Source organism: Pedobacter duraquae (assembly GCF_004362245.1).
Lineage (GTDB): Bacteria > Bacteroidota > Bacteroidia > Sphingobacteriales > Sphingobacteriaceae > Pedobacter > Pedobacter duraquae.
The window spans coordinates 138,848-151,761 of sequence record NZ_SNWM01000003.1 but is presented as its reverse complement, the minus strand read 5'-3'; the positions used below and the strand labels follow the sequence as shown (position 1 = coordinate 151,761).

Genomic DNA, 12,914 nt, shown 5'->3' with positions numbered 1-12,914 from the left:
GCCCTTTTGCTTTTTAAGGATTTATCTCAGGCGGAACCGTGCAAATTCACTAAATTAGCAGTACTAAAAACTAAATATTTTGGCTAAAACTAAATCAGCATATTTTTGTCAGAGTTGTGGATATGAGTCCGCAAAATGGTTAGGTAAATGTCCTTCGTGTAACCAATGGAATACTTTTGTAGAAGAGGTTATCGAGAAGGCCGACGCCAAGGTTCCGAGCTGGAAGACCAGCAACAATACAACGAGGTCTAATAAACCGAGCCAGATCAGCACCATTACTTCGTCGGAAGAAGAGCGGATGCTCACCGGCGACCAGGAGCTTGACCGGGTACTGGGGGGTGGACTTGTTCCAGGGTCTGTAACACTGATTGGTGGGGAACCTGGCATTGGTAAATCTACACTGATGCTGCAACTCGCATTGAACATTGACGGCAAAAAGGTATTGTATATTTCGGGCGAGGAAAGCGAACAGCAGATTAAAATGCGTGCACAACGGATTACTGAAGTTCCTAAAGCAGATTGTTATATACTAACAGAAACGTCCACTCAGAATATTTTTAAACAGATCGAGGTGCTGGAGCCACAGATCGTAATTGTAGATTCAATTCAGACCTTGCATTCTGCACATATCGATTCTACTCCGGGCAGCGTGTCACAGGTACGCGAATGCACAGCAGAGTTACTGAGATTTGCCAAAGAAACCGATACTCCGGTATTCCTGATCGGACACATCACGAAAGATGGCGCAATAGCTGGGCCTAAAATACTGGAGCATATGGTCGACACCGTGCTACAATTTGAGGGCGACAGGCATCATATCTACCGTATTCTGCGTTCTATCAAAAACAGATTTGGTGCAGCGGCAGAACTGGGAATTTATGCAATGAATAACACAGGTTTGCGCGAGGTGTCCAATCCATCCGAAATATTATTGTCACAGCGCGACGAGGAACTTAGTGGCATTGCCATTTCAGCAACCTTAGAAGGCGCCAGACCGATGCTGATAGAAACTCAGGCATTGGTAAGCACCGCGGCCTATGGAACGCCTCAGCGCTCTGCCACAGGCTTTGACACAAGACGCATGAACATGCTTCTTGCTGTGCTGGAAAAAAGATGCGGTTTTAAGCTGAGCGCTAGAGATGTATTTCTGAATATCGCCGGAGGAATTAAAGTTGAAGACCCCGCAATCGATCTTGCTATTGTAGTTGCAATAATCTCGTCTCATGAGGACATCGCTGTTTCCTCAAAAAATTGTTTTGCAGCCGAGGTAGGATTATCCGGAGAGATCAGGGCAGTTAACCGGATTGACCAGCGGATCATGGAATCCGAGCGTTTGGGTTTCGATAAGATTTTTATTTCAAGATATAACCTGAAAGGGCTTATAATGGATAAATATAAGATTGAAGTAGTTGGAATTAGCAAAATTGAGGATGTATTTGCTATTCTTTTCGGCTAAATATATGGAGAACAACACTTTGCCTGTAGAATCAATTCCATGTATTTTCCACACAACGGGGAAATATTTCTCGTTAATTTTATTTGGTAAATAACAAATATATTTTATACATTTGATTAACAGGCATTTACAATAGGCAGCATTTATGGTTCGCTAATTGTATATATCTAGATGTTCTGGTCCAGAAATGGATTTTAACGTAACAATAGGGATGATTATCCTCGTTAGCGCAAGTTAACGAGGATTTTTTTGTGTCCGTTTACCGGCATTAAAAAAGCCGCTCCAAAAATGGAAGCGGCTTAAGTATATAGGTTTGGTTTATTACTTAGATAAGTACATTGATTTATCTTTAACCAATTTACGGAAGTAAGGATCCTCCAGGTCTTTGATAAAACGAATAGACTCCCCTGTCGATTTCATCTCTGGTCCGAGTTCCTTGGTTACTTCAGGGAATTTATCAAAAGAAAACACAGGTTCTTTGATCGCATAACCTTCCAGTTTACGAACAATGGTAAAGTCTTTCAGTTTATTTACACCCAGCATCACTTTTGCAGCGATATTGATGTAAGGAACATCGTAGGCTTTAGCGATAAAAGGAACGGTCCTAGATGCCCTTGGATTGGCTTCGATCACATAAACCTTTCCATCTTTAACAGCGAACTGAATGTTCAGCAATCCTTTTACATTTAATGCTCTCGCAATCTTTTTAGAATAAGCTTCCATATCTGCGATCACCTGATCAGAAAGACTGAATGGTGGCAATACAGCACTTGAATCTCCAGAGTGGATACCTGCAGGCTCAATATGTTCCATTAGCCCTACAATGTGTACATCATCACCATCAGAGATAGAATCGGATTCCGTTTCTTCTGCACGATCCAGGAAGTGATCGATTAAGACTCTGTTTCCAGGGAGATCGCCAAGCAATTTCACTACAGCTTTTTCCAGGTCTTCGTCGTTGATAACGATGCTCATCCCTTGCCCGCCCAATACATAACTTGGTCTTACCAGTACCGGATATCCCACTTCGTTGGCAACAACAATAGCTTCTTCAGCATTTTCGGCAACACCATATTTAGGGTAAGGGATTTCGAGTTCTTTCAAAAGATCTGAGAAGCGACCACGATCCTCAGCGATGTCCATATCATTGTATGATGTACCGATAATCTTTACACCCATCTGGTGTAGCTTTTCAGCCATTTTCAGGGCTGTCTGACCACCTAACTGCACGATTACTCCGATAGGGTTTTCAAGCTCAATAATTTCCCTTACGTGTTCCCAGAATACAGGTTCAAAGTAAAGTTTATCAGCGATATTAAAATCAGTAGAGACGGTTTCAGGATTACAGTTGATCATGATTGATTCGAAACCACTTTCTTTGGCAGCAAGCAAACCATGTACACAGCTATAATCGAATTCGATACCCTGACCGATCCTATTTGGACCAGAGCCCAATACAATCACCTTCTTTTTGTCGGAAGGATGAGACTCATTTTCCTCTTCAAATGTAGAGTAGTAATAAGGGGTTTTTGCAGCAAACTCAGCGGCGCAGGTATCTACCATTTTATAGACCCGTTTGATACCAAGCGATTTTCTGCGCTCATACACTTCATCTTCTGTTACGTTGCCTAAAAGGTAAGCGATCTGGATATCAGAGAATCCTTTTTGTTTAAGTGTAAAGAAGAAATCTTTAGGGATATTATTTAACGAATAACGTTTCAGTTCAGTTTCCAGGTGTACCAGATCCTGAATTTGCGCAAGGAACCATTTATCGATACGTGTTACTTTACGGATCGATTCAAGTGGCACACCCATGCTCATTGCATCTTTTATCAGGAACAAACGGTTCCAGCTGGCATGTTCAAGACCATGCATGATCTCATCGATGCTTCTGTTATGTTTGCCATCGGCACCCAGTCCGGCACGACCAACTTCCAAACTCTGGCAAGCTTTCTGAAGTGCTTCGATAAAGCTACGGCCGATAGCCATAACCTCACCTACAGATTTCATCTGCAGTCCGAGTTCCATATTGGCTCCTTTGAATTTATCAAAGTTCCATCTTGGTATTTTAACAATCACATAGTCCAAAGTCGGCTCAAAATAAGCAGATGTTGTTTTTGTGATTTGATTTTCAATTTCGTCAAGGTTATATCCTATCGCCAGTTTTGAAGCGATTTTTGCAATTGGATAACCTGTAGCCTTACTGGCAAGCGCAGAAGATCTTGATACCCTCGGGTTGATTTCGATTGCAATGATTTGATCGTTATCTGGGTTTACTGAGAACTGTACGTTACAACCTCCAGCAAAAGTCCCGATGGCGCGCATCATCTTGATTGCCTGATTACGCATATCCTGATAGCAGCGATCAGACAATGTCATTGCAGGCGCTACGGTGATAGAGTCACCTGTATGAATTCCCATTGGGTCAAAATTCTCGATAGAGCAAATAATGATCACATTGTCATTACTATCGCGCAGCAGTTCCAGCTCATACTCTTTCCAGCCTAAAACTGCTTGCTCTACCAGCACTTCATGTGTTGGAGAAGCTTCCAGTCCGCGTTTAAGCGCAGCATCAAATTCTTCTTTTTTATGCACGAAACCACCACCGGATCCACCCAAGGTGTATGATGGCCTGATCACAAGTGGATATCCTATTTCCTGTGCAGCTTCTTTACCTTCCAGGTAAGAGTTGGCAATTTTAGAAGGTGCAACGCCAACACCTATGTCAACCATCAGCTGTCTGAAAGCTTCACGGTTTTCTGTTTTTTCAATTGCAGCAACATCTACACCGATTACCTTTACATTATGTTTGGCCCAGACGCCACGTTCCTCAGCTTCTTTGCAAAGGTTTAGTGCAGTCTGTCCACCCATAGTAGGCAAAACAGCATCAATGTTTCTTTCAATCAAGATTTGTTCAATAGAATCTACAGTCAAAGGACGCAGATAAACGTGGTCGGCAATAACCTTATCCGTCATGATTGTTGCAGGATTGGAATTGATGATAGATACTTCAATTCCTTCTTCCTTTAAAGATAAAGCTGCTTGTGAGCCAGAATAATCAAACTCACAGGCTTGTCCAATAATGATTGGACCCGAACCGATAATTAATACTGAGCGTATGGAGGTGTCTCTAGGCATAAGGCTGTTAAATGGTAGCGAGATTTTCTATGCTATAAAGAAAAGATCCCAACTGTTCTGTCGGGATGCAAAGTTACGCTTTTAGCCTAAATAAATGTGAGAATTTTTCAAAAACCGTGATAGCAGAAAAAGCTGCCTTAAAAAGGCAGCTTCCGCTATATTTGACATATATAATTTTGCTTTTTTACGTCTATTGCAAAAGTTTAACGGCACCAACGTCTGTAGTGCTTCCTTCCACAACAGCAACAGCCTCCACAGAAGTGTCTTTATACGGCGCGATACCCTTAAACCATACCGTATAAGTGCCGGGCTTTACCTTGCTGAGCATGAAGGCGCCAGTATTAATTTCAGCGCGCACAGTGTCACGACCGGAGATAGCCATTACCACTGATGCCCCTTCTGCAGGGACTACCGTACCCTGAATCGCACCGTCTTTAGCAGACTGAAATGCAAAAAGACCTGCCATCAATCCAACAGCGGCCAGAAATTGTATGCTTAGCTTTTTCATCTTTTATAGGTTTAGTATCGAGGATAACAACGTATGCGGGTGATTGTTTGATCGTCAGCCAAAAGTCAGGAAGTACTTTTATCAGAAAACACAAGGATATAGCATACTATCTGCAACTATTTCCCGTTTTTACATTGAATATGTTTGATAATCCTTCGGGATTTGAAACGGCCCTCTCCCATTAAGAGGGATTCTTCATAAAATAGTTTGTTTGGTTTATTAATCCGGCAGGAATCATTTCCTTGCCGGATTTTTTTATTGCTTTTTACGTGAGGATATTTACTTTTGGGCATGTTGCTATTTATTGATCTTGTGAAAGACAGCCTGATCCAATTCTTTACGCAAACCGGCTGGCTGGAATGGTGCGGTGTGTTCACGGGCATACTCTGCGTTTGGCTGGCAGCAAAAAACAATATTTATAACTGGCCGATAGCGATTATCAGCGTACTGATCTATATTGTTATCTTTTACGAAAGCAAGCTTTATGCAGACATGGGTTTGCAGTTTTATTTCTTCGCGATGAACCTATATGGCTGGTACTTCTGGAGCAGAAACAAGGCAAGTGGCGAAAGTACAAGTCCTGTGTTATGGATCACTAAGAATGAAGTAGTCTTATCCCTTCTCGGCGTGGTTATTTTTACTGCTGCCCTTGGCTTTCTTTTAAAACAACATACAGATGCAGCATTCCCCTTTATCGACAGCTTTTGTACTGCCTGCAGTCTGATTGCACAGATTTTTTTGGCGCGTAAAGTACTTCAGAATTGGTTAATCTGGATTTTCGTAGATCTGATCTATGTTGGCGTCTATGTGTCAAAAGACTTGTATGCGACAGCTATTATGTACGCATTATATGTATTTATTGCCACCAGGGGTTACCTTGACTGGAAAAAAACATACCGAACACAACATGATTAAAAAAATCGCCATCGTTGGCCCCGAAAGCACCGGTAAGTCAACCATCACACAGCAACTGGCCAAACACTACCAGACACTATGGGTGGCAGAATATGCCAGATATTATTGTGCAGCGCTAACTGGCCCCTGCACCTTGCAGGATGAGATCAACATGTTTCATGGACAGGTAGCCCTGGAAGAATCTGTTTTATCTATGGCCGAAAAAGACTTCATTTTCTGCGATACTACTTTTGTAACGGTAAAAATCTGGAGCGATGAGATGCTGGGTGCAACGCCCCAGATCGTTCTGGATGCCCTACCTTTAAAACCATACGATCTTTACTTGCTAATGGATATCGACCTGCCCTGGCAGGAAGACCCGCTACGTGATTTCCCACACTTGCGTGAACATTTTATGGCGATCTGGCATAAAGAGCTGAAGGCCCTTAATGCAAATTATGTCGTTATTGGCGGGATTGAAACACGCTTTGATAATGCCGTTGCTGCAGTAGATTCTTTCCTCTCCGAAAAGTAGAATTTTGTAGCATAGCCACAATTTAAATTTATTTAATACATTTGCAACATCAAAAGGGGTGCCTTGTTTGGTTTACGAACACAAAAAAAGGCTGAGATCATACCCATTACTTCGCAAAACACAAAAATGCGAAAGTATGCACCTGATCCGGATAATGCCGGCGGAGGGATTGGAGTTATGGAGTTTAACTGTACTGTAGGTACCCCTGCTTACAGCTGGTTTAACGAAAAAAGTTATTAAATTGAAAAAGTTATTAATTGCAGCTATCGCTGTATTGCTATTGCCTTTTGTGGCAAATGCACAGTTCTCTATCAGCGGTACCGTTTCCCAAAAAGGAAGCACTACCCTGTTACCTGGTACAACTATCCGTATCAGAAATACGTCGAACGTTACCAAGACCGACAGTCAGGGTCATTATGACTTAAGCAACCTGAAAGCCGGAACCTACACCATCATTGCAAGCTACGTTGGTTTCAACACCGTTCAACAAACACTGACCTTACAAGCTGACCTTAACCTGAACCTTGAACTTTCTGCCGCCGCATTCCTGGCCGACGAAGTAATTGTGAATGCTACCCGAGCAAACGAGAAATCTGCTACGACCTACAAAAACCTGAGTAAAGAGGATATCCGCCAGAACAATTTTGGCCAGGATCTTCCCTTTATCCTTAATAATACACCTGGTGTGGTTGTAACCTCCGATGCCGGTGCAGGCGTAGGTTATACAGGAATCCGCATCCGCGGTAGCGATGCTACGAGAGTAAACGTAACATTGAACGGTATTCCGTATAACGACAGTGAAAGTCAAGGTACCTTCTGGGTAAATATGCCCGATTTTGCTTCCTCAGTAGATAACATTCAGATTCAACGTGGTGTAGGTACATCAACAAATGGCGCCGGTGCATTTGGTGCCAGTCTGAATATCCAGACCACAACGCCATCTGCCGAACCTTATGCAGAACTCAATAATACTTATGGCTCTTTCAATACCTTGAAAAACACCGTAAAAATTGGTACTGGCTTGATTGACAATAAATTTAGCTTTGACGGCCGTTTATCACGAATCAAGTCTGATGGTTTTGTAGATCGCGGAGCGTCAGACCTGAAATCGTATTTCTTATCGGGCGCTTATCAAGGTGAAAGAGACGTATTACGCATCAACGTGTTTGCCGGAACAGAAAAGACGTATCAGTCATGGAACGGGATATCTGAGGAAACCTTGCTACAAGGCGACAGAACCTATAATTCTTTTACGTATAAAAACCAGACCGACAATTACTGGCAAAATCATTACCAGATGTTATACGCCCACCAGTTTTCCGATCAGTTCTCTTTTAATGGAGCACTACATTATACCAAAGGAAGAGGTTATTATGAAGAATATAAGGAGGGGGAATCTTTTTCGGCTTATGGCCTGCAAAATGTAACAGTTGGCGGCACCGTAATTGAGGAAACAGATCTGATTCGAAGAAGATGGCTGGACAATAACTTTTATGGTGCTACTTACAATTTTACCTATAAACCGTCAAATGCTTTAAATATTACTCTTGGTGGCGCCTATAATAAATACAATGGTGATCACTTTGGAGAAATCATCTGGGCACAATATGCTTCTAACAGTGTTTACGGTAATCACTATTACGACAATACAGGTAAGAAGACCGACTTCAACGTGTTTGGAAAGATCGTTTACAGTCCTGTTGAACACTTAAGTCTGTTTGCAGATTTGCAATATAGAAATGTTGATTATAGTGTGTTGGGTACCGAGAAAGCGCTAAATCAATTAAATATTAAAGACAACCTTGGTTTTTTTAATCCCAAAGTAGGTGCTACCTATTTCTTGAATAAAGAAAGCAATATTTATGCATCCTTAAGTGTAGCCAATAAGGAACCAATCAGGGATGATTATGTGAATGCTGCTGTTGGTGAATTGCCGAAATCAGAGCGGTTAAACAATATTGAGCTGGGCTATCGCATTAAAAAAGAACGTTTCAATGCAGGACTGAACGTTTACGGAATGTTTTACAAAGATCAGCTGGTGCTTACTGGCAAGCAGACCGATGTGGGCGAACCGCTACGTCAGAACGTAGACCAAAGCTACAGGCTGGGTGTGGAACTGGATGCTTCCTATACGATCAGTAAGCAGTTTGCAGTTAATGCAAATGCTGCACTAAGCAGAAACAAGATTAAAAACTATCTAGATTATCTGTATGAGTATGACGACAATTACAACGTAATTAATACTGTTACCACACCTTATAAATCTACAAACATTTCGTTCTCACCATCAGCAGTACTCTTTGGAGAGCTGGTTTACAAACCTATTTCAGGCTTCGCTATTGCCTTGCAAAACAAATATGTTGGCAAACAATATCTGGATAACACACAAAACGAAAGCAGAAAGCTTAAAGCCTATTACGTGGGTAATTTCCGTGCAGGCTATGACTTCACCGCCTTTGGCATCAAGAATATCAATCTGGGTCTATTGGTCAACAACATTTTCGACAAAAAATATGAAAGTAACGGATATACTTACGGCTCTATTTACCAGGGTGTGGCATCGTATTCCAACTTTTATTTTCCGCAAGCCGGGACAAACTTCTTATTATCCTTAAATTTGAAGTTCTAACATCAGCATCCATGAAAAAGTTCATCGAAAAGTTCCAGTTTATTACGCATGACATTCCTACATTGACGCATGTTGAGCAGGCACAGACCGCTTGCAGTGCAGGCGCAAAATGGTTGCAGTACCGCTGTCTGACTAAAGACGATGCGGCATTGCTCGAAGACATTAACCAGATTGCTGAAATATGTGATGATTGGGGCGCTACGTTGATTGTTACCGATCACGTACATCTGAATGGCAAGGCCGATATCCAGGGCTTTCACATGGAAGATATGGATGCAGATTTTATAAAGCTTCGCGGGGAACTGGGCGAAGCGATCACCATTGGTGGATCTTCCAATACGCTGGAAGGATTGCTGCGACTTGCAGCTGAGGGTGTAGACTATGCTGGTTTTGGGCCTTTTAGTGTAACTACAACCAAGCCTAATCAGGCCGCCTTGCTTGGTGTTTCTGGCTATGCTGATGCAATGCAGGTACTACGAGACAAAGAGATCAACTTGCCGGTGTTAGCTGTAGGAGGCGTACAACTGGAAGATATTGAGGACTTAATGGCTACGGGGGTATTCGGTATTGCTGCTTCTGCAGCAATTAATCAGGCTCCTGATATGGAGGAGGCCTATATTGCTTTCTATAACAGGATCAGATAGATATTTTTAAAAACAAATGTTATTTCCAAGGCCTGCATCATTTACATTTGTTAAAAATCTAAAGTCTTGGAAGAAGAGTCCGTTTTTATAGAAAAGAAAGATCCCTATGCTGCGTTGCGGTACAAAGAATTCCGCTCCTATCTGGGTATGCGCTTCTTTTTTACTTTTGCCTATCAGATGCAGGCCGTTATTATCGGTTTTCATATTTATCACCTGACCAAAGATCCACTTGCCCTTGGTTTTGTAGGACTTTGCGAAGCTATTCCTGCCATTAGCGTGGCCCTTTACGGCGGGTATATAGCTGATAAATCTGAAAAAAGGATGCTACTCCTTAAAATCTTTCTGGGTGTTTTTATCTGTTCGTTGATTATGCTGGCCGTTACGAGTCCGCAGATGCATAATTACGTCCCAGTCAGTTATATTGTACCCATCATGTATCTTACAATTTTTGGTGTGGGGCTAGCGCGTGGATTTTTTGGTCCGGCAACTTTTTCATTAATGGCAGAAATCATCCCGAAACATCTCTACCCGAACTCAAGCACCTGGAACAGTTCTAGCTGGCAGGCGGCATCTATTTTGGGTCCGGCTGCCGGAGGATTGATCTACGGTTTTTATGGCATAACGGTCACCTATATCATCATCATCATTTTCGTCGCAATTTCGTTGGTCTGCATCTTTTTCTTTAAGCCGCATCCACCAAAATACGTTCCTAAAGAAAGTATCATTAAGGCGCTGACAGAAGGTGTGAATTTTGTATTTAAAAACAAGATGATGTTGGGTGCGATGAGCCTCGATCTGTTCTCTGTATTTTTTGGAGGGGCTGTGGCATTGCTACCGGTCTTTGCAAATGACATATTGAAAGTGGGATCTGAAGGCCTTGGCTTTATGCGTGCGGCGGCGTCTGCAGGAGCTGTAATTACCATGCTTGCTATGACACGTTTTTCGCCTATGGAAAAGCCTTGGCGCAACCTCCTGATCGCCGTTACCGGATTTGGCACCAGTATTATCTGCTACGGGTTATCAAAGAATTTCTATGTTACATTGATGTTCCTCTTCCTCGAGGGGTCTTTCGACAGCGTAAGCGTAATTATCCGTTCAACGATCATGCAGTTGCTCACCCCAGACCAGATGCGTGGCCGGGTATCTGCAGTAAACACCATGTTTATCGGATCTTCAAATGAGATTGGTGCTTTTGAATCCGGCCTTACTGCTAAGCTGATGCGCACTGTGCCGGCCGTTGTATTTGGTGGGAGCATGACGATCCTTGTTGCAGGCATTACCTACTTCAAAACAAAATCAATGACAAAGCTAAGCTTACAGGAAATTAACGAACAGGTAGATTAGTCTTCTACCCGCTCGCCTACTTGTTGACGCCACATGGCATAGTATAATCCTTTCTCTGCAAGCAGTTCGGCATGTTTACCCTGCTCAATGATGTGACCCTTCTCCAACACATAAATACGATCTGCGTGACGAATTGTGGATAGCCTATGGGCAATCAGAATTGTCATGTGACTCGTTTGCTCAGAGATATCCCTGATTGTAGCTGTGATCTCCTCTTCAGTTAATGAATCCAATGCAGAGGTTGCTTCATCAAACACCAGGATATCTGGTCTGCGCAATAAAGCACGGGCTATAGAAAGACGTTGTTTCTCTCCACCTGATACTTTGACACCACCCTCACCAATTACAGAGTCCAGGCCATGCTCAGCCCTGGATAACAAGTTCTGACATGCTGCCTGTTCCAGTACGCGCATGCATTCTTCATCGCTTGCTCCAGGACGTACAAACTGCAGGTTCTCTCTGATTGTACCAGAGAACAACTGTGTATCCTGGGTTACGAACCCTATTTTCTCCCTCAGTTCATCCAGGTCGATATTATCGCTTGACGTGTCATTATAAAGAATCTCTCCTTCCATTGGCTTATAAAGACCAACGAGCAACTTAACGAGCGTTGTTTTTCCGGAACCTGAAGGGCCTACAAAAGCGATAGTTTCTCCGTTATGTGTATTGAACGAAATATCGGTTAACGCATTGGTACGTCCGGTAAGGTGTCTGAACGCAACACCATCAAAAGCAAGTCTACTTACCTTATTAAGTCTTACAGGGTTTTCAGGTTTGATATCGATTGGGGTACTCAGAATTCTTTTAAAATTACCGAGTGACACTTCTGCTTCTCTCCAGGCAAGGATCACATTTCCCAACTCCTGCAAAGGACCGAAAAGGAAGAAAGAATAGAACAGAAAAGAAAAATACTGCCCGGCAGAAATGGTGTTTTCAAAGATGAGAATGAGCAGCACTACAACCATTACACTCCGTACAAAGTTCACGGTAGTACCCTGAACAAAACTCATACTTCGAACAAATTTTACTTTTTTCAATTCCAGTCCGAGGATTTTATAAGTTGTTTTATTTAAGCGTTCTATTTCCTGGTTGGCTAGTCCGAGACTTTTTACCAGCTCTATATTGCGCAGGGATTCGGTCGTAGAACCGGCCAGTGCCGTTGTTTCTGCAACAATAGTTTTCTGAATGGTTTTAATTTTCCGACTCAGGAACCAGCTTACAAAACTAATGATAGGAATAGCAGAAAAATAGATCAGCGTAACTTTATAGCTCACGGTAACGGAGTATACAATTACGAAGATCATTCCGATCAGGCTGACAAAAAGAATACTGATAAATGCGGTAATAAACTTTTCACTATCCAGGCGTACCTTTTGCAGGATCCCTAATGTTTCTCCGCTACGCTGATCTTCAAATACCTGATAAGGAAGTTCCAGCGAGTGCTTCAAGCCATCCGCATACATCCTTGCTCCAACTTTCTGAACAATGATGCTGGTAAAATAATCCTGAAAATTTTTGGCAATCCTCGATACCATGGCAGCGCCAACGCCCAAACCAACAAGGCCAAGTACGCCCCATACAAACTGACTTCTGGTCAGCACATCTTTCTTTTCAATAAAATGGTCAACTATCCGGCCTGTGATATATGGATCGAGCAATGAGAAACCGATATTTATAGAAGCAAGTACCAATGCGATGATCACAACCCATTGATGTCTTTTAAGGTATTCTAGCAGTAAATTCATTTTAATTTTAGAAGTTTGGCC

9 protein-coding genes are annotated in these 12,914 nt (G+C 42.4%); 6 read left to right on the top strand and 3 right to left on the bottom strand.

What is annotated here, in order from left to right:
* Positions 1-79 precede the first annotated feature (79 nt).
* Positions 80-1,456, top strand: coding sequence for a DNA repair protein RadA (gene radA / locus CLV32_RS12120; protein ID WP_133555872.1), 1,377 nt, complete (start codon positions 80-82; stop codon positions 1,454-1,456).
* Between the two features lie 321 nt (positions 1,457-1,777).
* On the opposite strand, the gene carB is transcribed toward radA, so the two are convergent.
* Both carB and CLV32_RS12110 read right to left on the bottom strand, forming a co-directional pair.
* Entirely contained in the window at positions 1,778-4,594 is a 2,817-nt protein-coding gene (gene carB, locus CLV32_RS12115) for a carbamoyl-phosphate synthase large subunit (RefSeq protein WP_133555870.1), read from the bottom strand.
* Positions 4,595-4,784: 190 nt separating this feature from the next.
* Positions 4,785-5,102, bottom strand: a complete 318-nt coding sequence (locus tag CLV32_RS12110; RefSeq protein ID WP_133555868.1) for a carboxypeptidase-like regulatory domain-containing protein — start codon at positions 5,100-5,102, stop codon at positions 4,785-4,787.
* A 291-nt stretch (positions 5,103-5,393) separates the two neighbouring features.
* Between CLV32_RS12110 and pnuC the strand changes: the two genes are divergently transcribed.
* The 5 genes from pnuC (at position 5,394) to CLV32_RS12085 (ending at position 11,148) form a co-directional block, all read left to right on the top strand.
* On the top strand, positions 5,394-6,017 hold the full coding sequence (pnuC, locus tag CLV32_RS12105; RefSeq protein ID WP_133555866.1) for a nicotinamide riboside transporter PnuC: 624 nt from the start codon (positions 5,394-5,396) through the stop codon (positions 6,015-6,017).
* Positions 6,010-6,531: an AAA family ATPase gene (locus CLV32_RS12100; protein WP_133555864.1), complete on the top strand. Its 522-nt coding sequence runs from the start codon at positions 6,010-6,012 to the stop codon at positions 6,529-6,531. The genes pnuC and CLV32_RS12100 overlap by 8 nt, the downstream gene beginning before the upstream one ends.
* Positions 6,532-6,772: 241 nt before the next feature.
* The gene (locus CLV32_RS12095; protein ID WP_133555862.1) at positions 6,773-9,160 is read left to right on the top strand and encodes a TonB-dependent receptor; all 2,388 of its coding nucleotides are present in this window, start codon (positions 6,773-6,775) and stop codon (positions 9,158-9,160) included.
* 11 nt (positions 9,161-9,171) lie between these two features.
* The gene (locus tag CLV32_RS12090; RefSeq protein ID WP_133555860.1) at positions 9,172-9,804 is read left to right on the top strand and encodes a thiamine phosphate synthase; all 633 of its coding nucleotides are present in this window, start codon (positions 9,172-9,174) and stop codon (positions 9,802-9,804) included.
* A 66-nt stretch (positions 9,805-9,870) separates the two neighbouring features.
* On the top strand, positions 9,871-11,148 hold the full coding sequence (locus tag CLV32_RS12085) for an MFS transporter (RefSeq protein WP_133555858.1): 1,278 nt from the start codon (positions 9,871-9,873) through the stop codon (positions 11,146-11,148).
* Here the strand turns inward: CLV32_RS12085 and CLV32_RS12080 are convergent.
* Positions 11,145-12,893, bottom strand: a complete 1,749-nt coding sequence (locus tag CLV32_RS12080) for an ABC transporter ATP-binding protein (RefSeq protein WP_133555856.1) — start codon at positions 12,891-12,893, stop codon at positions 11,145-11,147. The two genes, CLV32_RS12085 and CLV32_RS12080, sit on opposite strands and share 4 nt — an antisense overlap.
* Positions 12,894-12,914 lie beyond the last annotated feature (21 nt).

What these genes read in the sequence shown, in the direction of transcription:
- CLV32_RS12090 (WP_133555860.1), top strand. Translation starts at nt 9,172, where the DNA reads ATGAAAAAGTTCATCGAAAAGTTCCAGTTTATTACGCATGACATTCCT.
- CLV32_RS12080 (WP_133555856.1), bottom strand. Translation starts at nt 12,893, where the DNA reads ATGAATTTACTGCTAGAATACCTTAAAAGACATCAATGGGTTGTGATC.
- CLV32_RS12110 (WP_133555868.1), bottom strand. Translation starts at nt 5,102, where the DNA reads ATGAAAAAGCTAAGCATACAATTTCTGGCCGCTGTTGGATTGATGGCA.
- pnuC (WP_133555866.1), top strand. Translation starts at nt 5,394, where the DNA reads ATGTTGCTATTTATTGATCTTGTGAAAGACAGCCTGATCCAATTCTTT.
- carB (WP_133555870.1), bottom strand. Translation starts at nt 4,594, where the DNA reads ATGCCTAGAGACACCTCCATACGCTCAGTATTAATTATCGGTTCGGGT.
- CLV32_RS12100 (WP_133555864.1), top strand. Translation starts at nt 6,010, where the DNA reads ATGATTAAAAAAATCGCCATCGTTGGCCCCGAAAGCACCGGTAAGTCA.